The following is a 26,335-nucleotide window of genomic DNA, read 5'->3' as shown; positions in this document are numbered from 1 at the left end:
CTAAAACTTTCCGGCCGGTCCCCTTGGATCGGCCTTTTTTTTTGGCCTGCGTCAACCACCGGTCTATCCCGGTTTCGCGACAGTGATGTGAACATCGGCGGTCGCCCCCCTCGCGCAGCCGGAACCGGCTTCCTATGTCGCGCGCTTTCCGAAGTTCAGGCAACGACAGGGAGGGGCCGCATGGCCGACGACGAGACACCGACCCGCAAGCTTCAGGTGGCGAATGCGCGGCCCGAAGATTCCGGGCGCGGCCTGGCGCATATCCCGCGAACGCTGATGGCGGCGCTGGGCGTCACGCAGGGCGACGTGATCGAGATTGTCGGCAAGCGCACGACACCGGCGCGGGCCGTGCTGCCCTATGCGGAGGACGAAGGTCTCGAAATCTTGCGCATCGACGGCCTCCAGCGCGCTAACGCAGGGGTGGGATCGGGCGATTTCGTCGAAATCCGTAGGGGCGAATCGAAGCCCGCAACACGCGTCGTCTTCGCACCTGCAGCAAAAAACGTTCGGCTCCAGGGCCACCCCGCCGCGTTGAAGCGCAGCTTCATCGGACGCCCGCTGTGCGCCGGCGATACCGTCGCAACCGTTGGCCAGCAGCGGGTCGCCGGGGGCGATTTGCCCCCCAACATCGCGCAGATGCTCAATGCACCGGCCTATGCGCTCCAGGAAATCCGTATGGGCGTGGTGTCGACGGTGCCGAAGGGCATCGTCCATGTCGACGAGAACACCGAGATCGAGCTACGCGCCGATTACGAAGAGCCCAAGGAATCGCGTCGCGCCGACGTGACCTATGACGACTTGGGCGGCATGGCGGGCACGATCGACCAGCTGCGCGAAATGGTCGAACTTCCCTTACGCTATCCCGAACTGTTCCAGCGTCTGGGCGTCGATCCGCCCAAGGGGGTATTGCTCCATGGCCCGCCCGGCACCGGCAAGACCCGCCTCGCCCGCGCGGTCGCCAACGAATCGGACGCCAATTTCTTCCTGATCAACGGCCCCGAGATCATGGGATCGGCGTACGGCGAATCGGAAAAGAAGCTGCGCGAGGTGTTCGAGGAAGCGAGCGCCAACGCACCGTCGATCGTGTTCATCGACGAGATCGATTCGATCGCGCCGAAGCGTGACCGCGTGCAGGGCGAGGCCGAGAAGCGCCTTGTCGCCCAGCTGCTGACCGTCATGGACGGGCTGGAGGCGCGCGCGAACATCGTCATCATCGCGGCGACGAATCGTCCCGAGGCGATCGACGAGGCGCTACGCCGGCCGGGTCGGTTCGATCGCGAGATCGTCATCGGCGTACCGGATCAGCGCGGGCGTCGCGAAATCCTGGGCATCCACACCCGCGGCATGCCGCTGGGCGAAGGCGTCGATTTGGACGAACTCGCGCGCACCACCCACGGCTTCGTCGGGGCGGACATGGCCGCACTGGTGCGCGAGGCCGCAATCGAGGCGGTGCGCCGCATCATGCCGCGGCTGAACCTCGAGGATCGCAGCATCCCGGCCGACGTGCTCGACACGCTGTCGGTCAGCCGAGACGACTTCGTAGAGGCGCTGAAGCGCGTCCAGCCGTCGGCGATGCGCGAAGTCATGGTCCAGGCGCCGACCGTCCGGTGGGACGACGTCGGCGGTCTCGACGACGCGCAGGAACGGCTGAAGGAAGGTGTCGAACTGCCGCTGAAGGATCCCGATGCCTTCCGGCGTCTGGGCATCCGTCCGGCCAAGGGGTTCCTGCTCTACGGCCCGCCGGGCACCGGCAAGACATTGCTGGCGAAAGCCGTCGCGCGGGAGGCGGAGGCGAACTTCATCGCCGCCAAGTCGTCCGACCTGCTCAGCAAATGGTATGGCGAGAGCGAACAGCAGATCGCCCGCCTGTTCGCCCGCGCTCGCCAGGTGGCCCCCTGCATCGTGTTCATCGACGAACTCGATTCGCTGGTACCGGCCCGCGGTGGCGGTCTTGGCGAGCCGCAGGTGACCGAGCGGGTGGTGAATACCATCCTCGCCGAGATGGATGGGCTGGAGGAGCTCCAGTCGGTCGTGCTGATCGGCGCGACCAACCGCCCGAACCTGATCGATCCCGCGTTGCTGCGTCCGGGGCGGTTCGACGAACTGATCTATGTCGGCGTGCCCGATGTGGGCGGTCGCGAGAGAATCCTGCGCATTCAGACCGAAAAGATGCCGCTCGATGGCGACGTCGACCTCGGCGAGATCGCGCGCCGGACCGATCACTTCACCGGTGCGGACCTGGAGGATGTCGTCCGCCGGGCCGGTCTGATCGCGATTCGCCGATCGCTCTCGGCCGCGCATGTCACGATGGCCGACTTCGAAAAGGCGCTCGGCGAATCGCGCGCGTCGGTGACGCCGGAGATGGAGGAGGACTATCGCGCGATGTCGGCGCGGTTGAAGCAGGATGCGGTGGCGATCCAGCCGCTCGGCTTCATTTCGCCGGGCACGCTCAAAGGTCGCGGGCCGAAGGGCGCAGACTGATCAGCGCATAGCCGAAAAGCAGGACGAGCGCGGCCGCTGCAGCCAGATAGGGCAGTGGCCGCGCAAGTTCGTACAGGCCGACCCCGATCGAGGGGCCGAGCACGAACGAGGCGCCGTTGACGGAAGTAATCTTGCCTGCGACCGCCCCCTGCGCCTCGGGTCCGACCGCCAGCGACGATCCCGCGGTATACCCCGGCCGGACGAAGCCGAAGCCCATCGCCGACAGCGCAAAGCCGGTCGCGATGCCGTAGAGCGATGTCGCCAATCCCGTCCATGCACAGCCGATGGCGGCGACGACCAGCCCGATCTGCACCAGCGCGCGCGGCTTCAGGTCGAGCAGCGGGATCAGTCCCCATTGCACGAGCAGCGCGGCACCGGCGCCCATCATCAGCACCAAGCCGGTCGGTTGCAGTGCCTCCACCGGGGGCAGATCGAGCCGATCGATCACCAGGAAGCCGATCGCCTGCCCCGTCATCGCCTGCGCATGGCCCATCAGCAGCCCGACGATGACCCACACCCGGATGCGCGGATCGAAATAGCCGACGCGTTCGCCCGCCGCCGAAGTTGCCGCGGTGACGCTGGCGCCGGTCGATTGCCCGCCGATCGAGGGATAGGCCGACGCCGCGCCATGCCCGCCCAGACTGTCGCGCGGCAGCATCGTCGCGACTGCCGCCAGCATCCCCGCCCCGATCAGCACTGCGAAGAAGGCGGGCCCGGCGAGGCCGATCTCGATACGGCCGACCTGCCTGATGACCAGATAGGGGGCGATCGCCGGGCCCAGGATCGTTCCCAGCCCAAAGGCGGAGGCGAGCAGGGCGAGCGCCCGGGTGCGCTCTTCGCGCGTCGTCCGTCCGGCGACGATCGCCTGCACCGCCGGCGGCGCCGCCGACCCGAAGATGCCGTACAGCATCCGCCCGGCGACGAAGGCTGCGAACGCTGCCGTACCGCCGATCCAGCCGTTGATGCCTGCCATCAGGAACAGCCCGCACAGTCCCAGCGACGCGGTGAACCCGGCAAGCCCGAGCAGCACCATCGCCCGGCGCCCGTAGCGATCGGATCGATTGGCCCATAGCGGCGCGCACACCACCCAGGCGAGCGCCGAAACCGAAAAGGCTGCGGCCACCGCCCCATCGGCCACCCGCAGCGACCGGCCGAGCGCGGGCAGGACGGACTGCAAGGCGGTGTTGCCCGCGGCGAGCACCAGCATCACCGCGAACATCAGGCCAAAGGTGCGATCGAGACGGGCGGGACGGACGGACATTGCCCGCACGACCCTGGTCGGATGGCCGCACCAACGCAACCTTTCCGCGACCTGCGCGCTTCGTCCCCGCATGCATGTGCTTGCAAACTGCCCGCAAACTTGCAACGCACGCTGCCCGGACTTCAGGTTGCTTACAGGGATTTCCATGAACTCATCGGCCACGACTGCGGCGCAGCTGCGCAAGCGCCACGCCGGTCGGCCTTCCCCCTGGGGAATGTTCTTCCGTGGGTTTCTGAAGCATCCGGTGATGGTCGGTTCGGTCATGCCGTCGTCCGACCGGCTGATCGCGCGCATGCTGGGCCCCGTCGACTGGGCGAACTGCAAGGTGTTCGTCGAATATGGTCCGGGCGTCGGCACCTTCTGCGGCCACATCCTCGACCGATTGGCGCCCGATGCGCAGCTGATCGCGATCGATACCAACCCGGACTTCGTGGGCTATCTGCGCGACGGCATTCGCGACTCGCGCTTCTCCGCAGTTCATGGGTCGGCCGCCGATGTCGGGCAGATCGTGGCCGACCACGGCGCCGAATCCGCCGATTTCGTGCTGTCGGGCCTGCCCTTTTCCACCCTGCCGCCGGGCGTGGGCGACACGATCGCGGAAGCCACCCAGCGCGTCATCCGCCCCGGCGGCGCGTTCCTGGTCTATCAGTTCAATCCGCGGGTTAAGAATTTCCTGACTCCGCATTTCGACCGCATCGACCAGGCGATGGAATGGTGGAACGTGCCGCCAGCCCAGCTCTGGTGGGCGTGGAAGGACTGATCGTACGTCAGCCACCGCGCACCTCGCCGCGATCGGGACCGCCGTCCCGGATCATGACATCCACCAAGCCTTCATCGACTGGGCCGCACGCCGGCTGACCGATCCCCGGACCACTGCGGTCTTCGCGCGAATGGCGGCGCGGTCGGGGATCGAGCATCGCTGGTCGGTCCTGCCGCCGACCGATACCGGTGGCTCGCCCGTCGCGGCTGACGGCTTCTATGCCGATGCGGTCCTGCCCGGCACCGCTGCGCGAATGGCGATCTATGCCGATGCCGCGCCGGCGCTGGCGTTGCAGGCCGTGGCCGACCTGTCGCGCCGGGCCGACCTGACCGGCATCACCCACCTCGTCGTCGCCAGCTGCACCGGGTTCGTCGCGCCGGGAATCGACCAGCGCATCGCCCGCGCGCTGGGACTTGATTCGTCGGTCGAGCGGCTGCTCGTCGGTTTCATGGGTTGCTACGCCGCGGTCACCGCGCTGCGCAGTGCCAGGCACATCGTCCGCTCCGAACCTGATGCGCGCGTTCTGGTGGTGACGGTCGAGCTCTCGACGCTCCACCTGCAGGCGGTCGACGCGGTCGAACCGTTGCTGGCGATGCTCCAGTTTGGCGATGGCGCCGCCGCCGCATTGGTCACGGCCGACCCCGGCGGCCTCGCGCTCGACGCGCCGTTCGCGACGACGCTGCCCGATTCGGACGCGCTGATCCGCTGGGACATCACCGACCGTGGCTTCGCCATGCACCTGTCGGGCGAAGTGCCCGCACGGATCGCCGCCGGGCTCGCTGATCCCGACTTCGCAAGTGCCGCTACCGGAGGGCGGGATCCGGCAACGATCGATGCCTGGGCGGTCCATGCGGGCGGGCGGTCGATCCTCGACGCCGTTGCGCACGCCTTTGCCCTGCCCGAGGCGGCGCTGGCCGATTCGCGTGCCGTGCTGCGCGACAACGGCAACATGTCGTCGGCGACGCTGATGTTCGCACTTGCCCGGATGATCGGTCGGCCGATCGACCGCGGCGTTGCGCTCGCCTTCGGGCCCGGTCTCGCCGCCGAAGGCCTGGGTTTCCACAGCGCATGACGCTCGCCATCCGGGCCGAGGCCGAGGAGCTGATGGACGCGCCCGACCTGCCGGCAGACACCTATGCCGCGGTGCTGGGGGATTTGGCGCAGGTCAACACGGTGACTCTCGCCGCCCGCGCCACCCTCGCCTTCCTCGAGCAGATGTCGCGCGGCGCAACTTCGCTGAAGATCCTCGACGTCGGCTTCGGCGACGGCGACATGCTCCGCCGCATCGCGCGCTGGGCACAGCGTCGCGGTATCACCGTCGAGCTGGCCGGTATCGACCTCAACCCTTCGAGCGCGCCAGCCGCCCGCGCCCATACGCCGAGCGACATGGCGATCGACTATCGCACCGGCGACTATGGCGACCTCGCCGGCGAAGGCTGGGATGCGATCGTCTCCAGCCTCGTCGCTCACCACATGACGCATGACCAGCTCGTCGCCTTCCTGCGCTTCATGGAGGCAGAGGCGACGCGCGGCTGGCTGATCAATGATCTGCATCGCCACGGTTTCGCCCATGCCGCCTGGCCCTGGCTCGCGCGCGCATTTCGCTGGCACGATATTGTCCGTCACGACGGCCATCTGTCGATCGCGCGCAGCTATCGCCCCATGGAATGGCCCCCGATCCTGGCTGAGGCCGGCATCGCGGATGCCCGCGTCCGTCGCGTCTTTCCGTTCCGGCTATGCGTCGACCGCCGGCGCTGATCCTGGGCGGTGGTCCGGCCGGCGCCGCGGCGGCGATTGCGCTTGCGCGACACGGCATACAGGCGACGATCCTGGAGCGCGCGCGCGAGACGCCCGATGCGCTATGCGGCGGCTTTCTCAGCTGGCAGACACTGGCCGCGGCGGAGCGACTGGGACTCGCACCGGAGACGCTCAACCCGAACGTCATCACCCGGGTGCGGATCTGCGTGGGCGGCCGTGTCGCCGAAGCCCCCCTCCCCGCCCCGGCCCGCGCCGTGTCGCGCGCCCGGCTCGACACGCTCCTGCTCGACCGCGTGGAAAGGCTGGGCGTCGCGATCGAACGCGGCGTCACGATCCGCGCGCTGGAGGGGCGCAGCGTCCGCCTGGGCGATGGCGCCGCCTTGACCGGCGACACGCTGCTGCTCGCGACCGGCAAGCACGACCTGCGGGGCAGCCCGCGCGATCCCACTCCTCTCGCCGACCCGATCCTCGGCATTCGCGTCCGCCTGCCCGCCTCGCGCGCGATCGGCGATGCGGTCGAGCTTCACCTGTTCGATGGCGGCTACGTCGGACTCGCTGTGCAGGAGGACGGCAGCGCGAATTTCTGCATGGCCGTTGCCCGGTCGCGGCTGCAGGCCGCGGGCGACCCCCACGCGCTGCTGCGCGCGCTCGCCGCCGAAAGTCCCCTGCTTGCCGATCGGCTCGCCCGGCTCGACCCCGCCGCCCCGATCGATGCCGTCGCCAACGTCCCTTATGGCTGGCGTACCGCGACGACGGTCGACGACGTCTACCGCCTCGGCGATCAGGCCGCGGTCATACCGTCGCTGGCTGGCGAGGGCCTGGGAATTGCGCTGGCAAGTGGCGTCATGGCCGCAGATGCCGTCGCCGCCGGACGTTCTGCTGCGGACTATCAGGCTGGCTTCGCCCGTCGCGCGGCGCGTCCGCTCGCCGCCGCCGGGCTGATCCGTGCCGCCGCCGACCATACGCTGGGCGCGCGACTGCTGCTTGCCGCAACCCCAATCCCGGGCCTTGCCCGCCTGGCGGCGCGGCTTACCAGGATCGCCCACCCAAGCCATTGACGAAGCGAGACGCGCCGCACACATTCGCGGACATGGATCACGTCAACCTGTCCGAAGCCGAATGGCGCCGCAAGCTTACGCCCGAGCAATATCACGTCCTGCGCGAAGCCGGTACCGAACGCGCCTTTGCGGGCAAGTACGACGGTAACAAGGCCGATGGTATCTATCGCTGCGCCGGCTGTGCCAATCCGTTGTTCGACAGTGACGACAAATATGACTCCGGCTCCGGCTGGCCAAGCTTTACCCAGCCGATCTCGCCGGAGGCGGTGACCGAGCATGGCGACACCAGCCATGGCATGCGCCGGATCGAGGTGCGTTGCGCCGCGTGCGACGGGCATCAGGGCCATGTTTTTCCCGACGGTCCGCCGCCGACGGGTCTGCGCTACTGTATCAATTCGGTCAGCCTCGACTTCCGCCCGCGCGAGGGCTGATTTCGCCGTGCGGGGGCGCTTGTTCAGGGTTCGCTAAGCGCGTAATCGCTTGAGCCGATCCCAATGGCTAACCGTCCCCGCCCCCGCAACACCCCGAAAAAGCCCGCCCGCTGGCGCCGCGTCCTCAAATGGACGGTCGGCATCGGCCTGACGACCGCGGTGCTCGGGCTGCTGGCGCTGGTCATCGCGGTCTATACGGCGCGCGCGTCGTTACCCAGTTTCGACACGCTGAAGTCGTCGCCCAACGGGCAGATGATCCGCGTGCACGCCGCCGACGGCACCGTCATCGTCTCGCTGGGGCCGAGCTACGGCGAATGGATTCCCTATTCGCAGATTCCCGAACCGATGCGCGACGCGATGGTCGCGGTCGAGGATCGCCGTTTCTACAGCCACATCGGTGTCGATCCGGTCGGCATCGCCCGTGGCATCCAGGTCAGTTTCGAGCGCGACAAGCGCGTTGCCGGCGTATCGACCATCACCCAGCAGTTGGCGCGCAACGTCTTCCTGACCTCGAACCGTTCCTATGGCCGCAAGGTGCGCGAAGGGATTCTGGCGCTCGCTCTCGAACGCAAGTTCACCAAAGACCAGATCCTCGAACTCTATCTGAACAAGGCCTATTTCGGGGGCGGCGCCTATGGCATCGATGCGGCGAGCCGGAAATTCTTTGGCCATCCGGCGACCAGCCTGACGTTGCCCGAATCCGCGATCATCGCCGGGCTGGTGAAGGCACCGAGCAACTATTCGCCCACTGCCGACGCCTCCGCCGCGGTCGAGCGTGGACGGGTCGTGCTGCGCCTGATGCAGCAACAGGGCGTCGCCGGCGCCGCGCAGGTGAGCGCGGAGGATATCCAGGGCGTCAAGCTGGCACCCGAACCGATGCAGAATTCGGTGCGCTATTTCACCGACTGGGCTCTGCCGCAGCTCGAAATGCTGATCGACGAGACGGTCGAGCCGCTGGAAGTGTGGACGACGCTCGACCTGTCGATGCAGCGCGCCGCCGATGCGGCGGTCCGGGGCAATACGCCGGGCGGGGCACAGGGGGCGCTTGTCGCGCTCGACCGCGGCGGTGAAGTCCGTGCGATGGTCGGCGGCAAGGATTATGTCGCGTCGATCTACAACCGCGCGACCCAGGCCACCCGCCAGCCGGGCTCCGCCTTCAAGCTGTTCGTCTACCTCGCCGCGCTGGAGGCCGGACGCAAGCCCGACGATCAGATCGTCGACGAACCCGTGACGATCCAGGGCTGGAGCCCGCGCAATTCGTCGCGACGCTTTTCGGGTACGATCGATCTGCGGACCGCCTTTGCCTATTCGATCAACACGGTCGCGGCGAAGCTCGGTCTGGAGGTCGGCTTCGGCGCGATCGCCGACATGGCGCGCCGGTTCGGCATCACGACGCCGATCAACACCCAGCCGTCGATGGTGCTGGGGACGAGCGACGTCCGTCTGATCGACATGACCCGCGCCTTTGCCAGCATCTCGCAAAAGGGCGTGGCAGTGACGCCTTATGGCATTACCCGCGTCACCGCGAACAACCAGGTCATCTACCAGCATCAGGTCGACACCAGCCGCGTGCTCGTGTCGCCGCAGGTCGCCGCGCAGATGACGGACCTGCTGCAGACTGCGGTCAATACCGGGACCGCACGTGCGGCGCAGATCGGCCGTCCCGTCGCGGGCAAGACCGGAACGACGTCGTCGAACAAGGACGGCTGGTTCCTGGGCTTTTCCAGCGGGCTGACCACCGGCGTGTGGATGGGTCGCGACGATGCCAAAGCGATCCCCGGCCTGCAGGGCGGCACCGCGCCGGCGCGTGCCTTTGCCGCCTTCATGCGCCAGGCAGTGGCCAGCCGCCCGGTCGAGCAGTTCGACACGCAGGTTACCCTGCCCGACTGGCAGCTCGAACCCGATGATGAGGCCTATTACGGCAATGCCGACGCCGGCGCCTTCGTCGATGCCGATGGCAATCCGCTGCCGCCCGACGGCGCGGCCGAGCAACCGCGTCGCGACGATGACATCCCACCGCCGCCCGGGTCGGGCGATCCCGACGCAGAGCAGCAGCGGCTCGACCAGGAATGGCTGGACCGGGTCACGGGCCGCGCGCCGCCACGCGATGCGCGTGACGCCCGCTACCTGCCGCCGCAGCGACGACCCGATGCTCCACGTGAAGCGCCCGTCCGCCAGCTTCCGCCGGCAGTCCAGCGTGATCAGGATGCTCCGCGCCCGTACCAATGAAGCGTCGCGCCGTTGGTCTTGAGCCAGCGGCGCTCCGGCGTCGGATCTCGCCCATAAAGCTGCGCGACCAGGGCGTGGAAGGCCGGCGAGTGGTTCATGTGGACGCGATGCGCCACTTCATGCGCGACGGTCGCCCGACGGACCGCGGCCGGCGCCAGGATCAATCGCCAGCTGTACCGGATGGCGCCCGATGACGCGCAGCTGCCCCACCGCGATCGGGTGTCGCCGACGCCGACGGCTGTAACGGTGACGCCTGCCTTTGCCGCATAGTCGGCGGTTTCCTGCGACAGCATGCGCAGGGCCTCTCGTCGCAGCCAACGCTGGACTCGCGCCTCGAAGCCTTCGCGCGGCCCACCCACGATCAGCTGGCCGTCAACCCGTCGCGGCGACCGCGGCCCGGCTTCGTCCCATGCCAGCATGACGTCAACGTCGCCGATCGGCACGGCCGCGCCCGGCACGAAGGGGCGTCCCGCGGGTAGCTTCGCTCGCTGTTCGGCGATCCAGTCCCGATGCTGCTCGACCCAGGCGAGGCCCGCCGCCAGCTTCGCCCGCGTCGGCAGCACCAGCCGCACCCGGCCGTTCGCCGGATCGAATGCCAGTTTCATCCGCCGCGCGCGGGGGTGGCGGACGACCTCGACGTCGGCGCCCGCGCTCACAACTCCCGCTCGACCAGGTGATGTTCGAAGTCGCCGGCATCGTCCTCGCTGATCGTCCAGCCGCGAGTCGATTCGCCGGCGGCATGCACCGCTTCGCGGTCGCCGCAGACGAGGTAATGCCAATCGGGCAACGGCCGCCCCTCGCCGCGCAACCGATACGCGCAGGTCGATGGCAGCCAGTCGAGCTCGTCGACCAGCCGCGGGGTCAGCCGGACGCATTCGGCGACATAAGCATGGCGATGCTTGTAATCCGAACACATGCCCATCCGCCGGTCGAGCAGGCGGCACGCGACATTGGTCGGCATCAGCTCGCCGGTCTCCTCATCCTCCAGCTTGTGCAGGCAGCATTTTCCACACCCGTCGCACAGCGCCTCCCACTGCGCGCGATCGAGCTTGGCGAGCGGCGTCGATTCCCAGAAGTTATCGGTATCTGTCACTGAACCCAGCGTTGCAGTTCGTCGGCAACTTTCTCCGCGCCGCCCTCCACAGGCAACAGCGCGATCGGCTGGCCATCCTTCCCCATCAGATAGGCCTGGCGACTGTGATCCATCATATAGCCGCCGCCCGGTGCCACCTTCCCCTTCTGGAAGAAGATGCCATAGGCCTTGGCAACGCCGGCGATCTGTTGTGGCGTACCCGTCAGCCCGACCATGCGCGGATGAAAATTCGCGACGAAGGCCTTCACCACCGCCGGAGTGTCGCGCTCTGGATCGACCGTGATGAAGATCGGCACGACCGCACGCGCCTTGGCCGGATCGCGCCTTTCGAACGCCTTCAGCCCCGCACCGATCGTCTGCACGTCGACCGGGCAGACATCGGGGCAGAAGGTGTAGCCGAAATAGACGATGCGATATCTGCCGGCGAAGTCGCGGTCGGTCACCGTCTTGCCGTCGCCGTCGCTCAGCGTGAACGGGCCGCCGATCCGGGCTCCGGCCAACGGGGGTTCGGCGGGCGCGCCGGTCGGTTGCGGGTTGCACGCGGCCAGCGCGAAGGCGAAGGCGGCAATCGCAGGCTTGAAGCTGTTCATGGCATCGCCAGCCATGATCTGATAGGCCGCGCGCTGCAACCCCAAGCCATCGCCAGAGGCCATCTGCCCATGTTCCGTCCCCTCGCCCTCCTGCTTGCCGCGACCGTCATCACTCTGCCCGCCGCCGCACCGGCGCAGCGCATGTCCGACAGCTACGAGTTTTTGAAGGCGGTGAAGGAAGCCGACGGCACCAAGGTGACGCAGATGCTCGACAAGCCGGGCTCGACGCTGATCAACACGAAGGAGACGAGCAGCGGCGACACCGCGTTGCATATCGTCACCCGCCGCAACGATGCGACCTATATCCGGTTCCTGCTGAGCCGTGGCGCCGCGATCAACGCGCAGGACACCCGCGGGAACACGCCGCTGATGATCGCGATCAACGGGAATTGCGACGATTGCGTCGACAGTCTGCTGACGCGCAAAGCAAATGTGAACATGCCCAACACGTCGGGCGAAACGCCGCTGATCCGCGCGGTACAATTGCGCAACCTCGACCTGGCCGACAAACTGCTGAAGGCCGGTGCGAACCCCGACCAGGCCGACCGCGTCGCCGGCATGAGCGCGCGCGACTATGCCCGGCAGGACAACCGCTCGCCGGCGCTGACGAAGCTGCTGACCGATGCGTCCAAGGCCGGCGCGCGGGCGGTGTCGGGACCGAAGCTTTAAATCTTGCGTGCTCCCCTCCCCTTTAGGGGAGGGGCTAACTGCCTTAGCCGCGCGGGAAGGCACCAAAGGCTTCGGGATCCACCAACCCCATCACGCGCCGCGCCGCGCGCCTTGCGAGCGCTGTCGTACATTTGCGCCGCGCCGTCGCCGGCATCGCCACCACCGCCGCCTCGCGCACGATCGCCGCGTCGTAGCGATCGGCAACGATTACGCCCGATCGCTCGGGCAGGAACGCTTCTCCGTCCAGCGGCGACGCGTCGAACCCGGCGGGCACCGCCCAGAAAAACCGGTCGCAGTGCGGAAGATACTCGGTCCATTTGCCGTCGCCGAGCAGGTCGGCACGCGAAACCTTGATCTCCACGATCACCAGTTCGCCTTTCGGCCCGATCGCCATCAGGTCAGCCCGACGGCCGCCGTCGAGCGGCACTTCGGCGATCGCGACGATATCGTGGCGCAGCAGCATCCGACATACACCGCGCGCGACGTCCGTCGCGACCAGACGGTCTACGGGATCGGACACGACAAGAGGCGCGACGGAAGCCATCGCGCCTCTTGTAGAACATCTGGCGAACGCGGGAAACCCCGCGCGATCGTCTTATCGGTAGAAGACGTGGTTGCCGATCGCCGCGATCTTGGTCGCGCGCCAACCCGGCGAAACGCGACGGGCGTGGAAGAACAGCGCCTTATCCGCGGCACCGTCCCACAGGTCGTTGGCTGCGACCTTCGCCACCGCAACCGCGGTCTGCCAGCCGGCGCGGCCTTCGGCGGTCGGCACGTTGCCACCGCGCACGAACGAGAACTGGCCCGCCTGGGTCAGCACGCCGCAGATCGACTTGGGGAAACGGCCCGACTTGGTGCGGTTGATGATGGTCTGCGCGACCGCCAGCTGGCCGGCGAGCGGCTCACCCTTCGATTCGAAGTACACGCCGGCGGCGAGGCAGCGCATTTCTGCATCCTCGAGCGCGGCCGACTGGTCCGCGACGGCATCGGCGAGGCTGTCATAGCTCTCGTCCTCATCGTCCTGGACAACGGCAGGGGTGGGTTCGGGAAGCGACTGCACCGTCTGGATGACGGCAGGCTGGAATTTGGCTTGGGGAGCAGCTGCGGCGGTGTCCGGCGCGGTGGGCGTCATCGGGACCTGGGGCAGCGCCAGGGCATTCAGCGTCGAGACATGCGCGGAAGGGACTTCCTGCGCGAAACCCGGCGAGGTCGTGCCCAGCAGAAGACCGGCACATAGAGTTACGGCCGCAACGGATGCGGCGCGAGCGAACAGCGACATTCAACTTCGATATTATGCGGTTGGCACGCGAGACGGCGTGGGCGGGCGGTGTATTTCACCTATCCCGGTGCCGTCGCGGGTAGTCCCCCCGACTGCGTAACCGTGTGGGATCGCACCCCGCGCGGCACAACGCGAATTTAGGAAGCCGGCCTTTCGGTCACCGGGCGTTCAGAGTCAATTCGACGTGATCGTTTCAGCGGCGAACCGTTCGGCTGCTGCGATATCCAGTTCGATCACCCACAGATCGGGATCGTTTTTGCGGCGCCGTTGCCAATATGCCGCCACATCTTGGGGGTCGGCAGTTGTCGGACCACAACGGGTGAGTCCGATGCCGGTCACGTCGCGTTCCCAGCACGTCGGATCGGCGCCGCGGTCGAGCGCCACCACCAGGATCGCGCCCGACATCGCATCGCCCTTTGCCAGCACCATCGCCGATCCGCCGGCGTCGTGGACCCGGCGGATCAGCGCCTTCGCACGGAATTCGCTGGTCAGCCGCGGCGTCATCCCGCAGTGCTGCCATAGCCGTTGAGCCCGGCGAGCGGGATGCGCGATTTCATAAAGGTGCCGGTCCCGCGCGCCACCTCTTCTCCCGAGGCGTCGATCATCCGCGCCTCGGCGATCAGGACGCGGCGATGTCCACTGACCCACCGCCCCTCCGCCGTCACCGCGCCCGGCCCGAGCGGCCGCGTGAACAGCAGGTTGAACGCGGTCGTCAGCAGGAACCGGTCGGTCACCAGACTGTTCGCGGCATAAAAGGCCGCGTCGTCGAGCATCTTGAAATAGGCGGTGCCGTGCACCGCCCCGGCGGCATGAAAATGCCGTTCGTCGAGCGTGAAGGCGATCCGGCTGAGCCCCGCGGCCGGAATCGTCAGCCGCGATTCGAAGAGCGCGTTGATCGGTGCCGAAGCGTAGAGCGATTCGAGCGCGCGGAAATGCGCTTCGGCCCCCGAAAGGACGCTTTCAGGCGGCGTCACGCGTCTCGGCCGCGGTCAGCAGAGCGTAGAGCGCGTCGCGCGATCCCGCTCCGCGCAGCTTCTCGGCAAATGCCCGGTCACGCAGGCGGCGCGACACGCGGGCGAGCGCCTTGAGATGATCGGCCCCCGCTTCGGGCGGCGACAGCATCATGAAGACGAGGTCGACCGGCAGCGAATCGACCGCATCGAATTCGATCGGGCGCGGCAGCCGCACGAAGATGCCGCGCACCGCCTCCAGCCCGTCGATTCGGGCGTGGGGCACCGCGACGCCGCCGCCGAAGCCGGTCGTACCCAACTTCTCGCGCGCGGCGAGTGCGGTGGCGACGACGCCCTCGTCGAGCGACCAGACCCTGGCCGCAGCGGCGCCCAGCGCGGTGAACAGCGCGCGCTTGTTGCCCGCCGCGACATCGGCCAGCACCGCATCGGGCACCAGCAGGTCGCCGAGATCGGCCGTCGTCATCTTGCCCCCTTTATCGTGCGATCAGCCGGCCCGATTGGGCTCGACCCAGCCGATCGTTCCGTCGTGGCGGCGATAGACCATATTGAAGTTGCCCGTGCCGCTGTTCTTGAACAGCAACGCGTTGGTGTTGCGCAAATCGAGCATCATGACCGCATCCGACACGCTGGCGTCCGGAACGTCGACACGCGTTTCGGCGATGATCAGCGGCGCGTCGGCGACCTCGGCCTCTTCCTCCACGCCCGCGTTGAACACGGTGTAGCCCGCATTGTCATAGCCGTTCGCCTCGGCGAATTCGGCAGCCTGGCCGGCATTACGGTCCTTCAGGCGACGCATGTAGCGGCGCAGCTGCTTTTCGATCTTGTCGGCGGCCCCGTCGAAAGCCAGGCGCGCTTCGTCGCCGGCGTTCGAATGATGGCCCTTCAACACCAGGCCCTGCATCACATGCGCGACGATATCGCAGGTGAAGCCGTGATCGTGCGGTCCCTTGCCGAAGGTCACCTGGGCGGAAATGGCGCGCGAGAAATACTTGTCGGCGATGCCCTGGAGGCGGTCCTCGACGTGGCTCTTCAGCGCATCGCCGGTGTCGACCTGATGACCCGAAACCCGGATTTCCATGAGCGTCTCCTTTTCTCGTTCTGGGGTGGGGGACCTAGGAATGGCCCCCCGTTCCGTCAACCGAACGCGGCGCCCCCCCACAGCGGTTCCTTGACCCCCTTCATAAACTCAGCATGGGCAGCGAGCTCTTGCGGGGTCGCGGCATGCGGCCGCGGGGGGCGCATCTCGGCGCGGACGGTGGCCACGGCGGCGGGGGCATCGACGACGGTCTCGACCGCGAGGCCAAGGCCAATCTGCCGCCCGCCGGTCAGCTCGACATAGACCTGCGCGAGCAGTTGCGCGTCGAGCAGCGCGCCGTGGACGATACGGTGGGACCGGTCGATCCCGTAGCGGACGCACAGCGCATCCAGCGTATGTTTGGAGCCGGGATGCCTGGTCCGCGCGATCATCAGCGTGTCGACCATCCGCGTCCGGCAGATCTCGGCATGGCCGTGCGCCGTCAGTTCGCCGTTAAGGAAGGAAAAATCGAACCCGGCGTTGTGCGCGATTAACGGCGCGTCACCCAGGAAATCGAGCATGTCGGCGACGATATGCGCGAACAACGGCTTGTCGGACAGGAACTTGGCCGACAGGCCATGCACCCGCTCCGCCTCTTCAGGCATGTCACGCTGGGGATTGAGATAGGCGTGGAACGTTCGCCCGGTCTCAACCTTGTTCACCAGCTCCACGCAGCCGATTTCCACCAGCCGGTCGCCACCGGCGAAGCTGAGGCCGGTGGTTTCAGTGTCGAACACGATTTCGCGCATGACAGGACTTATCCTCCCGTCGCGCCTGTCAGGCAAGCGATGACACGCCCGACCGCGGAACGTGTCGCATCCAGCGAACCGTCCGTCGGAATGATGACGTCGGCGCGGGCGCGTTTATCGGCATCGGGCAGTTGCCTGGCGAGGATCGCATCGAACCGCGCCGGAGTCATGCCGGGGCGAGCGAGCACGCGGGCGCGTTGCACGTCCGGGGCGGCGGAAACGACGGCGATCTTGTCCACCGCCTGCCAGCCGCCCGCTTCGAACAGCAGCGGCACGTCGAGCACGACGAGCGGCGCATCGGCATGAGCGGCAAGGAATGCCTCGCGCTCTTCGGCAACCGCCGGGTGGACGATCGCCTCCAGCGCCGCAAATTCTTCAGGCTTGCCGATCACCGCTTCGCCCAGCGCCGTGCGGTTCACCCCGTCCGGCCCGGTGGTATCGGGAAACCGCGCCTCGATCGCCGCGACGATCCGCCCGCCGGGGCCTTGCAGCGCATGGACGGTGGCGTCGGCATCGAACACGGGCACACCGGCGTCAGCGAACATGGCCGCGACGGTGGACTTGCCCATGCCGATCGATCCGGTGAGGCCGAGAATCAGGGGACGGTTAACCTCACCCTTCCCGCTCGCTTCGCGAGCGGGCCCCTTCCCTCTCCTAGCGGGAGAGGGAGGGAGGCGCGTAGCGCCGGAAGGGTGAGGGCGATCCATCACGCCGTCAGCAGCGCCCGCAATTCGGCATCGCGCTCGCGCGGTGGCTCGGCTCCAAAGAACAGTGCGAACGCCAGCGCCGCCTGCCCGATCAGCATCTCCAACCCGTCGACCGTCGCCATCCCCCGCGCTCGCGCCTGCGCAAGCAACGGCGTTTCGAGCGGCGCATAGACGATGTCGTACGCCACCGCATCCGACCCCAGCGGCGAGAGGTCGAGATCGAGCGGCGGTTGCCCTGTCATCCCGAGCGCACTGGTGTTGACGACCAGCGTCGCGGTCGGCGGGAGCGGCGCGTCGAGAGGCAAGGCCTCGCCCTGCAGACCATAACGGTCGAGCAACGCGGCAGCCTTCTCGGTCGAGCGGTTGAGCATCGTCACCCGCCCGACCTGCCGCTCGGCCAACGCGAACAGCACCGCACGCGCTGCACCACCAGCGCCGATCACGACGGCATCACGGTCGACCAGATCCAGCCCGGCCAGCGGCGCGGCAAAGCCACCAGCGTCGGTGTTCGTGCCGACCAACGACCCATCCGACGCGCGCACCACAGTGTTCATCGCGCCGATCGACGTTCGCACGTCGCCCGGATCGTCGACCAGGTCCATCACTGCGATCTTGTGCGGGATGGTGACGTTGCATCCGCGCCAGTCAGGATCGTCCTTCGACCGCGCGATATAGTCCGCCAGCGCGTCGGGGGTCACATGGACGCGGCGATAATCCCCGCTTAGCCTCAACGCATCGAGCCAGAATCTGTGGATCAGCGGCGATTTCGACTGCGCGATCGGATCGCCGATCACCTCGGCGCGCGGTGGCGTCATGACATCAGCACGCCACGCACGCGCAGATAATCTAGTACCTGCAGCAGCGGCAGGCCGAGCACGGTGAACTGACTGCCGTCGATCCGCGAGAACAATTGCGCGCCCGGCCCCTCGATCCGGAAACAGCCGACGCATCCTGAAATCGCCGGCCATTCGACGTCGAGATACGCCTCGATGAACGCGTCGGACAGCGGCCGCACGAACAGTTGCGCGGTGTCGACCTCGCGCCAGACGGGGCGCCCCCCCTCGACCATCACTGCCGCGCTATGCAGACGGCTGCGCTTGCCCGACATCCGGCGCAGATGGTCGGCGGCGTCCTGACGGCTGGTCGGTTTGTCGAGCATGGTCCCGTCAGCCAGTTCGACGACCGAGTCCGACCCGAGCACCAATGCCGCCGGTTCGCGCGCCGACACCTTCACTGCCTTCAACTGCGCGAGCGCGTCCGCCACGTCGCGCGGGGCCGTGCCGGAGCCGAGCAGCGACGCCTTGGCGGCATCCTCGTCGACATTCGGTTGCTCGACCGCGAAAGTCACGCCGGCCGCTTCGAGCATCGTACGGCGCGACGCACTGCCGGACGCCAGGATCAGTTTCATCGCTCCACCTTCGGCAAATTGCGTTCACTGACCAGCGCAATGATCGCCGCCGCCGTCTCCTCGATCGAGCGGCGCGTCACGTCGATCACCGGCCAGCCGTTGTCGGCGAACAAGCGGCGGGCATAGGCGACCTCGCGCGCCACCGATTCCTGCTCGACATAGGCCGTCTCGGTCTTCTGGTTCAGCGACAACAGGCGGTTGCGGCGGATCTGGACCAGCCGGTCGGTGCTGGTCGTCAGCCCGACGACCAGCGGCTTCTTCAGCGAAAAGAGGATCGGGGGCGGGGGGCTTTCGACCACGATCGGGATGTTCGCCGCCTTGTATCCACGGTTGGCGAGGTAGATCGACGTCGGCGTCTTCGACGACCGGCTGACCCCGGCCAGCACGATATCGGCCTCTTCCCAATCGTCCGATGCGATGCCGTCGTCATGCGCGATCGTCCACTGGATCGCTTCGACGCGCGCGAAATAGGCGGCGTCGAGCATATGCTGACGCCCCGGCCGCGCCTTGGCTTCCTGCCCCAGCAGCCCCGAGAGCGCGTCATTCACGCCGTCCAGCGGCGCGACCGCCGGCAGCCCCATCACGCGGCACCGCTCCTCCAGCATCGTGCGGATCGCCGGATTGACGAGCGTGAACAGTACGAGACCCGGATGCTGGCCGATCTCGGCCAGCACGCGCTCCAGATGCGCCTCGTTGCGGATCATCGGCCAGAAGTGGCGCTGGGTATCGACATCGTCGAACTGCGCGAGCGCCGCCTTGGCGATGTTCTCCAGCGTCTCGCCGGTCGAATCCGACAGGAGGTGGAGGTGCAGACGCATCAGCGGGAGCGATCTGTGGACAACATGGGGACGGCGGATAGCGTAACTCGGCCCGGCAACCAAACCGGCAAAATCCGGCCGGTTCATCCACCGATATCCACAACGCACATCACAATTTGCCGATGTGCGCACAGGCTGTGGATAACGGGGATGACGGAATCGAATCGCGCGCGTTTCGGCGCTTTTCGAGCGTCAATCTGTTGGCAGAGTCTGGACGGGGAGAGAAACCCCGCTACCCACGCCCCAACAACCTTCAACAACCCTTATATCTCTCTTCTTCTTTTTAAGTTGGGACGCGACGTGACCGGATCTGCGCCTTCGAAACCGCTCCTCCAGACGCTCCGGGGGGATATGCCATCGGTGCCGCCGATGTGGCTGATGCGCCAGGCAGGACGCTATCTGCCGGAGTATCGTGCACTGAGAGCAGAAAAGGGCGGGTTCCTGGCCCTGGCGACCGATCCGGAGGCGGCGGCCGAGATCACGCTCCAGCCGATCCGCCGCTTCGGCTTCGACGGCGCGATCCTGTTCAGCGATATCCTGATGGTGCCGTGGGCGCTGGGCCAGGATCTGTGGTTCGAAGCGGGGGAGGGGCCGCGGCTCGCCCCGAAGCTGACGACCCATGCGGCGATCGATGCGCTGGGTGTGGCGGACACGGCCAAGCTCCAGCCGATCTACGACACCTGCACCCGCGTCGCTGCGGCGCTGCCACCCGAGGTGACCTTCCTCGGCTTCGCAGGATCGCCCTGGACGGTCGCGACGTACATGATTGCCGGCCAGGGGTCGAAGGATCAGGCCGAGGCGCGGACGCTCGCCTATGCCGATCGCGGCGCGATGGAGGCGCTGGTCGATGCGATCGTAAATCTGACCGTCGACTATCTCGCGAACCAGATCGCGTCCGGCGTCGAAGCGGTGCAGCTGTTCGACAGCTGGGCCGGCAGCCTTAGCCCGACGCAGTACGAGGATTGGGTGATTGCCCCGAACGCGCGCATCGTCGAGCGACTGCACGCGCGGTGCCCCGGCACGCCAGTGATCGGCTTCCCCAAGGGATCAGGCGCGAAGCTGGTCGATTATGTCGCGGGTGTCCGGCCCGATGCGGTGGGCCTGGACGAAACGGTCGACCCCGCCTGGGCGAACGCGGTGCTGCCGACCGGCCTGCCGGTGCAGGGCAACCTCGACCCGATCGCGCTGTTCGCCGGCGGCGCCGCGCTCGACGCCGGGATCGACCGCATTCTCGACGCCTTCACCGGCCGTCCGCACATCTTCAACCTCGGCCACGGCATCGGGCAATTCACCCCGATCGAGCATGTTCAGCAGCTGATCGATCACGTACGGTCGCCGCGATGACCAATCTCCTCGGCCAATCCTATCTGTGGGTGAAGGCGGCGCACATCGTCTTCGTGATCTTCTGGATGGCCGGGCTGTTCATGCTGCCGCGCTATCTGGTCTATCACCAGGAAGGACTGGGCGACGCGGCCGAGGAAGCCCGCTGGACGAAGCGCGAGGGCGTGTTGCGTCGCATGATCCTGACGCCGTCGCTCATTATCGTCTGGGTGCTCGGGCTGCTGCTCGCGGCCAACGCCGGGCTGTTCGATGGTGTGCCGGGGCTGGGCTGGCTCCACGCCAAGCTGCTCATCGTCGTGCTGCTCAGCGGCTATCACGGCTGGGCGATCGGCTATGCGCGTAAGCTCCAGGCGGGCCATGCGACGCTGACCGGACGCCAGTTGCGCCTGATCAACGAGGTTCCGGCGCTCGCCGCCATCCTGATCGTTGTACTGGTGGTAGTGAAACCGTTCTAAAGTTCTCCGGTCACCCCGTTCGTGCTGAGCCTGTCGAAGGACCGAACTGCGATGCGCCCGCGGGACCTTCGCAGCACGAAGGACGGTCCTTCGATATGCTCAGGACGAACGGAAGATAGAATGAAGATCCTGCGCCCGAGGCGGGTTGACTTGGGCCCGGCCGACTCCTAACTCGCCTCAAGAGCGCGAACCGCAGCCTCGCGGGCGCGTTTTCCTCCCTCTCTCGTACGCGCCGCCGTCGATTTTCGACCCCCAGCGCCCGAAATCCCCCGACAGCCTCCAAGTCCGGACGCCACAGATGCATTTCAAAGACCTGAAGAAGAAGAGCCCCGCCGAGTTGGTCAGCATGGCCGAGGAGCTGGGCGTCGAGAGCGCATCGACCCTGCGCAAGCAGGATCTGATGTTCGCCATCCTGAAGGTGCTGGCGGAGAACGGCGACCAGATCATGGGTCTGGGTACGATCGAGGTGCTGCCCGATGGCTTCGGCTTCCTACGCTCGCCGGAAGCGAATTATCTGGCCGGGCCGGACGATATCTACATCTCGCCCAACCAGGTCCGGAAGTACGGCCTGCGCACCGGCGACACGGTCGAGGGCGAGATCCGCGGGCCGAAGGACGGCGAACGCTATTTCGCGCTGACGAAGCTACTGAAGGTGAATTTCGACGATCCCGATGCGGTGCGTCACCGCGTCAATTTCGACAATCTGACCCCGCTGTACCCGGAACAGAAGCTGGTGCTCGATCAGCTCGATCCGACGCAGAAGGACAAGTCGGCGCGCGTCATCGACATCGTCTCGCCCCAGGGCAAGGGCCAGCGTACGCTGATCGTGGCACCCCCGCGCGTCGGTAAGACGGTGATGCTGCAGAACATCGCCAAGGCGATCACCGACAATCATCCGGAAGTCTTCCTGCTGGTCCTGCTGATCGACGAGCGTCCGGAAGAAGTCACCGACATGCAGCGCAGCGTGAAGGGCGAGGTCGTCAGCTCGACCTTCGACGAACCTGCCACACGCCACGTGCAAGTTGCTGAAATGGTTATCGAAAAGGCCAAGCGCCTGGTCGAGCACAAGAAGGATGTCGTCATCCTGCTCGATTCGATCACCCGTCTCGGCCGCGCCTACAACACCGTCGTGCCGAGCTCGGGCAAGGTGCTGACCGGCGGTGTCGACGCCAACGCACTGCAGCGTCCGAAGCGCTTCTTCGGTGCCGCGCGCAACATCGAGGAGGGCGGTTCGCTTTCGATCATCGCCACCGCACTGATCGACACCGGCAGCCGCATGGACGAAGTCATCTTCGAAGAGTTCAAGGGCACCGGTAACTCGGAAATCGTCCTGGACCGCAAGGTGGCGGACAAGCGCATCTTCCCGGCGCTCGACGTCGGCAAGTCGGGCACCCGCAAGGAGGAGCTGCTGGTCGAGAAGGACAAGCTCACCAAGATGTGGGTGCTGCGCCGTATCCTCATGCAGATGGGCACGGTCGACGCGATGGAGTTCCTGCTCGACAAGATGAAGAATTCGAAGACCAACGACGACTTCTTCGACTCAATGAATCAATAACCGGCTGCGGCCCGGCGCACGCTGTGCCGGGACTCGCACCGGTTCGGCCGGCGGGTGCAACCCGGCCGACGGCGTGGGCTTTGCCCACGCCTTTTTGTGCTCCGCACCAAAATTCATGCGCGGCATCGATCGTCATTAAACGTAGATTAGCTTTCTTCGGCTATCCGCACAGTCATGGAACAGCCGACCCGCCCTCTCAGAGCCGATCGAGCCAGCGTGATGCTCACCGGCGTTCTGCACCGTCAGAACAAGACGACGCCGACGACGCACCGCGTGGTCAATCTGTCGGCAACGGGTCTGCGCATGTCGGCGGTAGAAGGGCTGAAGATCGGCGAGATGGTCGCGGTGACGATCGGCCTGGTCGAAAGTGTCCTCGCGCGCGTCGTGCGTGTGGATGAGGCGTCCGTGGCGTTGGCGTTCGTCGAGCCGATCGACGTGGTCGAGGCGCGCAAGCGTCGTCGCGACACCGGGGCGATCGTGCCACGCACCGGTTGGCTGGCTGAAATGCAGGACGCCTACGGCAAGCAATGACGCGGCCCCTTTGATGGCTATCCCGCCGCCGCGTTCCCCGCTATCGCTGCGGTCATGACCGAGCTTTGGCAACATATCGTCGCAGATTTCAGCAATATCGGCTCGCCGGCCGCGCTCAGCGCATTTCTTCAGGTGCTGCTGATCGACGTCATGCTGGCGGGCGACAATGCGATCGTCGTCGGCGCCCTGGCGGCCGGCCTGCCGGCGGATCAGCGCAAGAAGGTCATCCTGATCGGCATTCTTGCCGCGCTGGTACTGCGGATCATCTTCGCACTGGCGGTGACCCAATTGATGCAGGTCGTCGGCCTGATCTTTGCCGGTGGCCTGCTGCTGCTATGGGTGTCGTGGAAGATGTGGCGCGAGCTCCGCCAGGATGCCGGCCACGACGAGGAGCTGGGCAATCTGAAGCCCGCCAAGAGCTTCGCCGGCGCCGCCTGGGCCGTCGCCGTCGCCGACGTGTCGATGAGCCTGGACAATGTCCTGGCGGTCGCCGGCGCCGCGCGCGAGCATCCCGGCATCCTCGTCATCGGCCTGCTGCTGTCGGTCGCGCTGATGGGCCTCGCCGCGAACGTCATCGCCAAGTACATCGAGCGGTATCGCTGGATCGCTTATGTCGGGCTGCTCGTCATTCTCTATGTCGCCGGCAAGATGATCTACGAAGGTTATATCGACCCGCAGGTTGGGCTGGGCACGCTGTTCTAAGGAACGGTCTTAAACCACGAACGATGAAGGGGCGGCCGGTCGGGACCGCCCCTTTTCGTTTCAGCCGAGATGATCGGCGAAGAAGGCGGCGGTCGCCGCATCCGCACGGTCGGCGGCCTCCGGCGAGCGGCGGTCGCCCATTTCGGTCGCAAAGCCGTGATCCTCGCCTGGATAGTCGAGCAGCGTCACTTTAGGGTGGTCGTCCAGCCCTTCGTGCATCTTGGCCTGCGTTTCCTTGTCGACGAAGCCGTCGTCGCCGGCGATGTGGAGCAACAGCGGATTCGCGATCGCATGCGCCTCGCGCAGGAGGTCGGGGATACCGACGGCATAATAGCCGACACTGGCATCCACGTCCGTGCGCGCCGCCGTCATATAGGCAAGCCGCCCGCCCAGACAGTAGCCGACGCAGCCGACCTTGCCACCCTCGACCTCCAACCGCGCCCAGCGGATCGTCGCTTCGATATCGCGGATGCCGGCATCCTGGCTGAACTTGCCCATCAGCCCCAGCGCACGCTGCATCTGTTCGGGCACATCGGGATCGAGCTGGATGGCTGGCTCTATGCGCCAGAACAGGTCCGGCGCGACGGCGAGATAGCCGTCCTCCGCAAGACGATCGCATTTCCGGCGGATCCCGGGGTTTACGCCGAAGATTTCCTGGATGACGACGATGGCTGCGCGCGGGGTTCCGGCGGGGCGGGCGACATAGGCGGCGAACTGGCCGTCATCGTCCAGCGTAGGGATCGTCGTGTCGGTCATCGGAAAGAGCTCCTGTCAGGGAAAGATTGCGGACTGCGGCGCATCGCGCGCATAGGTTGCGACGAGCGAACGCTAACACGGGGAACAGGGCGCATGAAGATCAACGTCGAGATCGATTGTACGCCGGAAGAGGCGCGCGCCGCGATGGGCTTGCCCGATCTGACGCCGCTGCACGATCGCTATGTCGCAATGATGCTCGAGACGATGCAGGGCGGGGTGCCACCGGAAATGATCGAGACGATGATGAAGAGCTGGGCGCCGATGGGCGAGGCAGGCATCAATTTCTGGCGACGGATGTTCGAGGCGGGCACCAAGTCGGGCGGATGAGCGATACGATCTTCGCGCTGTCGAGCGGTGCGCCGCCCGCAGCGCTGGCCGTCATGCGGATCAGCGGCCCGAATGCCTTTGCCGCCATCCGCGCGCTGACTGGTGGGGCGACCCCGCCGCCACGCCGCGCGAGCCTGCGCCGGCTTCGGGATCCCGTCAGCGGTGAGCAGATCGATCACGCCCTGACGATTCTGTTTCCCGGCCCCGCGACGGCGACCGGCGAAAATCTCGCCGAACTTCATCTCCACGGCAGCCGCGCGGTGGTTCGTCGCATCGAAGCGGTACTGGCCGAGCAGCCGGGACTGCGGCCGGCGCAGCCGGGCGAGTTTACGCGACGTGCGCTCGAATCCGGACGGATCGACCTGACCGAGGCGGAAGGGCTGGCCGATCTGCTCGCCGCCGAAACCGAGGGCCAGCGCCGCGCCGCGCTTCGCGCCGCCGAGGGACATTTGCGCCAACGGATCGAGGGGTGGAACGATCGGCTGGTCGGTCTGTCGGCGATGATCGAGGCGGCGATCGATCATAGCGACGAACCCGACGCGGTGGACGAAGACGGCATCGTCGCCGCTGTACGCGCCGGGGCAGGGCGGCTGGCCGCGGAGATCGCCACGCTGCTCGCCCAGCCCCCGGCCGAACGCCTGCGCGACGGTATCCGCGTAGTGCTGGCCGGACCGCCCAACAGCGGAAAGTCGACGTTGCTCAATCGCATGGTCGGGCGCGACGCCGCGATCGTCTCGCCGATCGCTGGCACGACACGCGATCGGATCGAGGCGCCGGTTGTTCGCGAAGGGATCGCCTGGTTGCTGACCGACACGGCCGGTCTGGCCGAGCAGACGAACGACCCGATCGAGGCGATCGGCATCGCCCGCAGCCGCGATAGTGTGGCGAGTGCCGATATCGTGCTGTGGCTTGGCGACGATCGGCCCGCCGATCTCGGATCGAATGTCATTTTGGTCCACCCGCGGGTCGATGAACCGGGACGCGAGGCCGTGCCGCAGGGGCGGGTCGCCGTCTCCGCGCACCGTGAGGGCGGCGACGCGCTATTGTGGCAGACACTGGTCGACCACGCTCGCACCCTGTTGCCTTCAGACGATGTCCCTGCGCTCAACCAGCGTCAGCGTCGTATTTGCGGCACTGCACACCAAAACTTGTGCATTGCAGCAGGCGCACACGACTCGCTCGTGATTGCGGAAGAACTTCGCCTTGCCCGTTCCGCCTTTGACGCAGTGACGGGGCGCTCGCATGTGGAAGACGTGCTCGACGCACTCTTTGGACGGTTCTGCATCGGAAAGTGATGTTTCACGTGGAACGCGACTTTGACCTGACGACGT

General features: G+C 66.8%; 31 protein-coding genes. 15 read left to right on the top strand and 16 right to left on the bottom strand.

Annotated features, from left to right (window positions below; translation table 11 throughout):
* Nucleotides 1-180 precede the first annotated feature (180 nt).
* Complete coding sequence (locus JW805_17215; GenBank protein MBN2973750.1) at nt 181-2,481, top strand: CDC48 family AAA ATPase; 2,301 nt, start codon at nt 181-183, stop codon at nt 2,479-2,481.
* Here the strand turns inward: JW805_17215 and JW805_17210 are convergent.
* Entirely contained in the window at nt 2,450-3,742 is a 1,293-nt protein-coding gene (locus JW805_17210) for an MFS transporter (protein ID MBN2973749.1), read from the bottom strand. The genes JW805_17215 and JW805_17210 overlap by 32 nt on opposite strands.
* A gap of 145 nt (nt 3,743-3,887) precedes the next feature.
* On the opposite strand from JW805_17210, the gene JW805_17205 reads away from it, so the two are divergent.
* The 6 genes from JW805_17205 to JW805_17180 all read left to right on the top strand — a co-directional run bounded on the left by JW805_17205 (nt 3,888) and on the right by JW805_17180 (nt 9,978).
* Complete coding sequence (locus JW805_17205; protein ID MBN2973748.1) at nt 3,888-4,502, top strand: methyltransferase domain-containing protein; 615 nt, start codon at nt 3,888-3,890, stop codon at nt 4,500-4,502.
* Nucleotides 4,426-5,574, top strand: coding sequence for a type III polyketide synthase (locus JW805_17200; GenBank protein ID MBN2973747.1), 1,149 nt, complete (start codon nt 4,426-4,428; stop codon nt 5,572-5,574). Before JW805_17205 ends, JW805_17200 begins: the two co-directional genes overlap by 77 nt.
* Entirely contained in the window at nt 5,571-6,260 is a 690-nt protein-coding gene (locus tag JW805_17195) for a methyltransferase domain-containing protein (protein ID MBN2973746.1), read from the top strand. The genes JW805_17200 and JW805_17195 overlap by 4 nt, the downstream gene beginning before the upstream one ends.
* A complete protein-coding gene (locus JW805_17190; protein ID MBN2973745.1) occupies nt 6,239-7,318 on the top strand; it encodes an FAD-dependent monooxygenase in 1,080 nt (359 codons plus the stop codon). Before JW805_17195 ends, JW805_17190 begins: the two co-directional genes overlap by 22 nt.
* Before the next feature lie 32 nt (nt 7,319-7,350).
* The gene (gene msrB, locus JW805_17185; GenBank protein ID MBN2973744.1) at nt 7,351-7,749 is read left to right on the top strand and encodes a peptide-methionine (R)-S-oxide reductase MsrB; all 399 of its coding nucleotides are present in this window, start codon (nt 7,351-7,353) and stop codon (nt 7,747-7,749) included.
* 63 nt (nt 7,750-7,812) lie between these two features.
* Nucleotides 7,813-9,978 carry a PBP1A family penicillin-binding protein gene (locus JW805_17180; protein ID MBN2973743.1) on the top strand — a complete coding sequence of 722 codons (2,166 nt, stop codon included), beginning with the start codon at nt 7,813-7,815 and terminating at the stop codon, nt 9,976-9,978.
* On the opposite strand, the gene JW805_17175 is transcribed toward JW805_17180, so the two are convergent.
* From JW805_17175 to JW805_17165, 3 genes are read right to left on the bottom strand one after another with little or no spacing between them, the layout of a single operon-like run.
* On the bottom strand, nt 9,951-10,634 hold the full coding sequence (locus tag JW805_17175) for a M48 family metallopeptidase (GenBank protein MBN2973742.1): 684 nt from the start codon (nt 10,632-10,634) through the stop codon (nt 9,951-9,953). The genes JW805_17180 and JW805_17175 overlap by 28 nt on opposite strands.
* On the bottom strand, nt 10,631-11,071 hold the full coding sequence (locus JW805_17170) for a YcgN family cysteine cluster protein (protein MBN2973741.1): 441 nt from the start codon (nt 11,069-11,071) through the stop codon (nt 10,631-10,633). Before JW805_17170 ends, JW805_17175 begins: the two co-directional genes overlap by 4 nt.
* Nucleotides 11,068-11,724 (bottom strand): SCO family protein, encoded by a 657-nt coding sequence (locus tag JW805_17165; protein ID MBN2973740.1) that lies wholly within the window; start codon nt 11,722-11,724, stop codon nt 11,068-11,070. The genes JW805_17170 and JW805_17165 overlap by 4 nt, the downstream gene beginning before the upstream one ends.
* Nucleotides 11,725-11,730: 6 nt before the next feature.
* Here JW805_17165 and JW805_17160 point away from each other — a divergent pair, with 6 nt between their 5' ends.
* Nucleotides 11,731-12,330, top strand: coding sequence for an ankyrin repeat domain-containing protein (locus JW805_17160; GenBank protein MBN2973739.1), 600 nt, complete (start codon nt 11,731-11,733; stop codon nt 12,328-12,330).
* 43 nt (nt 12,331-12,373) lie between these two features.
* Here the strand turns inward: JW805_17160 and JW805_17155 are convergent, their stop codons facing one another.
* The 11 genes from JW805_17155 to JW805_17105 all read right to left on the bottom strand — a co-directional run bounded on the left by JW805_17155 (nt 12,374) and on the right by JW805_17105 (nt 19,340).
* On the bottom strand, nt 12,374-12,874 hold the full coding sequence (locus tag JW805_17155; GenBank protein MBN2973738.1) for an MmcB family DNA repair protein: 501 nt from the start codon (nt 12,872-12,874) through the stop codon (nt 12,374-12,376).
* A 51-nt stretch (nt 12,875-12,925) separates the two neighbouring features.
* A complete protein-coding gene (locus JW805_17150; protein MBN2973737.1) occupies nt 12,926-13,609 on the bottom strand; it encodes a cell wall hydrolase in 684 nt (227 codons plus the stop codon).
* 174 nt (nt 13,610-13,783) lie between these two features.
* Nucleotides 13,784-14,113, bottom strand: coding sequence for a DUF1491 family protein (locus tag JW805_17145; GenBank protein ID MBN2973736.1), 330 nt, complete (start codon nt 14,111-14,113; stop codon nt 13,784-13,786).
* Entirely contained in the window at nt 14,110-14,583 is a 474-nt protein-coding gene (locus JW805_17140) for a PaaI family thioesterase (GenBank protein MBN2973735.1), read from the bottom strand. The genes JW805_17145 and JW805_17140 overlap by 4 nt, the downstream gene beginning before the upstream one ends.
* Nucleotides 14,570-15,043: a PTS sugar transporter subunit IIA gene (locus JW805_17135; protein MBN2973734.1), complete on the bottom strand. Its 474-nt coding sequence runs from the start codon at nt 15,041-15,043 to the stop codon at nt 14,570-14,572. Before JW805_17135 ends, JW805_17140 begins: the two co-directional genes overlap by 14 nt.
* A gap of 21 nt (nt 15,044-15,064) precedes the next feature.
* Nucleotides 15,065-15,658, bottom strand: a complete 594-nt coding sequence (gene raiA, locus JW805_17130; protein ID MBN2973733.1) for a ribosome-associated translation inhibitor RaiA — start codon at nt 15,656-15,658, stop codon at nt 15,065-15,067.
* A gap of 56 nt (nt 15,659-15,714) precedes the next feature.
* A complete protein-coding gene (gene dnaQ / locus JW805_17125; GenBank protein ID MBN2973732.1) occupies nt 15,715-16,404 on the bottom strand; it encodes a DNA polymerase III subunit epsilon in 690 nt (229 codons plus the stop codon).
* 8 nt (nt 16,405-16,412) lie between these two features.
* Entirely contained in the window at nt 16,413-17,111 is a 699-nt protein-coding gene (locus JW805_17120; protein ID MBN2973731.1) for a dephospho-CoA kinase, read from the bottom strand.
* Nucleotides 17,111-17,926, bottom strand: a complete 816-nt coding sequence (gene aroE, locus JW805_17115) for a shikimate dehydrogenase (protein MBN2973730.1) — start codon at nt 17,924-17,926, stop codon at nt 17,111-17,113. Before aroE ends, JW805_17120 begins: the two co-directional genes overlap by 1 nt.
* On the bottom strand, nt 17,923-18,519 hold the full coding sequence (locus JW805_17110; protein MBN2973729.1) for a Maf-like protein: 597 nt from the start codon (nt 18,517-18,519) through the stop codon (nt 17,923-17,925). Before JW805_17110 ends, aroE begins: the two co-directional genes overlap by 4 nt.
* The gene (locus JW805_17105; GenBank protein ID MBN2973728.1) at nt 18,516-19,340 is read right to left on the bottom strand and encodes a kinase/pyrophosphorylase; all 825 of its coding nucleotides are present in this window, start codon (nt 19,338-19,340) and stop codon (nt 18,516-18,518) included. Before JW805_17105 ends, JW805_17110 begins: the two co-directional genes overlap by 4 nt.
* A 147-nt stretch (nt 19,341-19,487) precedes the next feature.
* Here JW805_17105 and JW805_17100 point away from each other — a divergent pair, with 147 nt between their 5' ends.
* The 5 genes from JW805_17100 to JW805_17080 all read left to right on the top strand — a co-directional run bounded on the left by JW805_17100 (nt 19,488) and on the right by JW805_17080 (nt 23,921).
* Nucleotides 19,488-20,681 (top strand): uroporphyrinogen decarboxylase, encoded by a 1,194-nt coding sequence (locus JW805_17100; protein ID MBN2973727.1) that lies wholly within the window; start codon nt 19,488-19,490, stop codon nt 20,679-20,681.
* Nucleotides 20,678-21,133 carry a CopD family protein gene (locus tag JW805_17095; protein MBN2973726.1) on the top strand — a complete coding sequence of 152 codons (456 nt, stop codon included), beginning with the start codon at nt 20,678-20,680 and terminating at the stop codon, nt 21,131-21,133. Before JW805_17100 ends, JW805_17095 begins: the two co-directional genes overlap by 4 nt.
* Before the next feature lie 298 nt (nt 21,134-21,431).
* Entirely contained in the window at nt 21,432-22,688 is a 1,257-nt protein-coding gene (gene rho, locus JW805_17090; GenBank protein ID MBN2973725.1) for a transcription termination factor Rho, read from the top strand.
* Between the two features lie 219 nt (nt 22,689-22,907).
* Nucleotides 22,908-23,219 carry a PilZ domain-containing protein gene (locus JW805_17085; GenBank protein MBN2973724.1) on the top strand — a complete coding sequence of 104 codons (312 nt, stop codon included), beginning with the start codon at nt 22,908-22,910 and terminating at the stop codon, nt 23,217-23,219.
* Nucleotides 23,220-23,273: 54 nt separating this feature from the next.
* Nucleotides 23,274-23,921, top strand: a complete 648-nt coding sequence (locus JW805_17080) for a TerC family protein (protein MBN2973723.1) — start codon at nt 23,274-23,276, stop codon at nt 23,919-23,921.
* 60 nt (nt 23,922-23,981) lie between these two features.
* Here the strand turns inward: JW805_17080 and JW805_17075 are convergent, their stop codons facing one another.
* On the bottom strand, nt 23,982-24,677 hold the full coding sequence (locus tag JW805_17075) for a dienelactone hydrolase family protein (GenBank protein MBN2973722.1): 696 nt from the start codon (nt 24,675-24,677) through the stop codon (nt 23,982-23,984).
* 93 nt (nt 24,678-24,770) lie between these two features.
* Here JW805_17075 and JW805_17070 point away from each other — a divergent pair, with 93 nt between their 5' ends.
* Together JW805_17070 and mnmE are read left to right on the top strand one after the other, a co-directional pair.
* Nucleotides 24,771-25,004, top strand: a complete 234-nt coding sequence (locus tag JW805_17070; GenBank protein MBN2973721.1) for a hypothetical protein — start codon at nt 24,771-24,773, stop codon at nt 25,002-25,004.
* Nucleotides 25,001-26,299, top strand: a complete 1,299-nt coding sequence (gene mnmE, locus JW805_17065; GenBank protein ID MBN2973720.1) for a tRNA uridine-5-carboxymethylaminomethyl(34) synthesis GTPase MnmE — start codon at nt 25,001-25,003, stop codon at nt 26,297-26,299. The genes JW805_17070 and mnmE overlap by 4 nt, the downstream gene beginning before the upstream one ends.
* Nucleotides 26,300-26,335 lie beyond the last annotated feature (36 nt).

Source organism: Roseomonas aeriglobus, from assembly GCA_016937575.1.
Taxonomy (GTDB): Bacteria; Pseudomonadota; Alphaproteobacteria; order Sphingomonadales; family Sphingomonadaceae; genus Sphingomonas; species Sphingomonas aerigloba.
The sequence above is the reverse complement of the archived record's forward strand: the minus strand, read 5'-3'. Positions and strand labels throughout refer to the sequence as shown.

Bases quoted from the DNA above. Each gene is read 5' to 3' on its own strand.
- JW805_17215 (MBN2973750.1), top strand. From the start codon at position 181: ATGGCCGACGACGAGACACCGACCCGCAAGCTTCAGGTGGCGAATGCG.
- JW805_17210 (MBN2973749.1), bottom strand. From the start codon at position 3,742: ATGTCCGTCCGTCCCGCCCGTCTCGATCGCACCTTTGGCCTGATGTTC.
- JW805_17205 (MBN2973748.1), top strand. From the start codon at position 3,888: ATGAACTCATCGGCCACGACTGCGGCGCAGCTGCGCAAGCGCCACGCC.
- JW805_17195 (MBN2973746.1), top strand. From the start codon at position 5,571: ATGACGCTCGCCATCCGGGCCGAGGCCGAGGAGCTGATGGACGCGCCC.
- JW805_17190 (MBN2973745.1), top strand. From the start codon at position 6,239: ATGCGTCGACCGCCGGCGCTGATCCTGGGCGGTGGTCCGGCCGGCGCC.
- msrB (MBN2973744.1), top strand. From the start codon at position 7,351: ATGGATCACGTCAACCTGTCCGAAGCCGAATGGCGCCGCAAGCTTACG.
- JW805_17180 (MBN2973743.1), top strand. From the start codon at position 7,813: ATGGCTAACCGTCCCCGCCCCCGCAACACCCCGAAAAAGCCCGCCCGC.
- JW805_17165 (MBN2973740.1), bottom strand. From the start codon at position 11,724: ATGGCCTCTGGCGATGGCTTGGGGTTGCAGCGCGCGGCCTATCAGATC.
- JW805_17160 (MBN2973739.1), top strand. From the start codon at position 11,731: ATGTTCCGTCCCCTCGCCCTCCTGCTTGCCGCGACCGTCATCACTCTG.
- JW805_17155 (MBN2973738.1), bottom strand. From the start codon at position 12,874: ATGGCTTCCGTCGCGCCTCTTGTCGTGTCCGATCCCGTAGACCGTCTG.
- JW805_17150 (MBN2973737.1), bottom strand. From the start codon at position 13,609: ATGTCGCTGTTCGCTCGCGCCGCATCCGTTGCGGCCGTAACTCTATGT.
- JW805_17145 (MBN2973736.1), bottom strand. From the start codon at position 14,113: ATGACGCCGCGGCTGACCAGCGAATTCCGTGCGAAGGCGCTGATCCGC.
- JW805_17135 (MBN2973734.1), bottom strand. From the start codon at position 15,043: ATGACGACGGCCGATCTCGGCGACCTGCTGGTGCCCGATGCGGTGCTG.
- raiA (MBN2973733.1), bottom strand. From the start codon at position 15,658: ATGGAAATCCGGGTTTCGGGTCATCAGGTCGACACCGGCGATGCGCTG.
- dnaQ (MBN2973732.1), bottom strand. From the start codon at position 16,404: ATGCGCGAAATCGTGTTCGACACTGAAACCACCGGCCTCAGCTTCGCC.
- JW805_17120 (MBN2973731.1), bottom strand. From the start codon at position 17,111: ATGGATCGCCCTCACCCTTCCGGCGCTACGCGCCTCCCTCCCTCTCCC.
- aroE (MBN2973730.1), bottom strand. From the start codon at position 17,926: ATGACGCCACCGCGCGCCGAGGTGATCGGCGATCCGATCGCGCAGTCG.
- JW805_17110 (MBN2973729.1), bottom strand. From the start codon at position 18,519: ATGAAACTGATCCTGGCGTCCGGCAGTGCGTCGCGCCGTACGATGCTC.
- JW805_17100 (MBN2973727.1), top strand. From the start codon at position 19,488: ATGACGGAATCGAATCGCGCGCGTTTCGGCGCTTTTCGAGCGTCAATC.
- JW805_17095 (MBN2973726.1), top strand. From the start codon at position 20,678: ATGACCAATCTCCTCGGCCAATCCTATCTGTGGGTGAAGGCGGCGCAC.
- rho (MBN2973725.1), top strand. From the start codon at position 21,432: ATGCATTTCAAAGACCTGAAGAAGAAGAGCCCCGCCGAGTTGGTCAGC.
- JW805_17085 (MBN2973724.1), top strand. From the start codon at position 22,908: ATGCTCACCGGCGTTCTGCACCGTCAGAACAAGACGACGCCGACGACG.
- JW805_17080 (MBN2973723.1), top strand. From the start codon at position 23,274: ATGACCGAGCTTTGGCAACATATCGTCGCAGATTTCAGCAATATCGGC.
- JW805_17075 (MBN2973722.1), bottom strand. From the start codon at position 24,677: ATGACCGACACGACGATCCCTACGCTGGACGATGACGGCCAGTTCGCC.
- JW805_17070 (MBN2973721.1), top strand. From the start codon at position 24,771: ATGAAGATCAACGTCGAGATCGATTGTACGCCGGAAGAGGCGCGCGCC.
- mnmE (MBN2973720.1), top strand. From the start codon at position 25,001: ATGAGCGATACGATCTTCGCGCTGTCGAGCGGTGCGCCGCCCGCAGCG.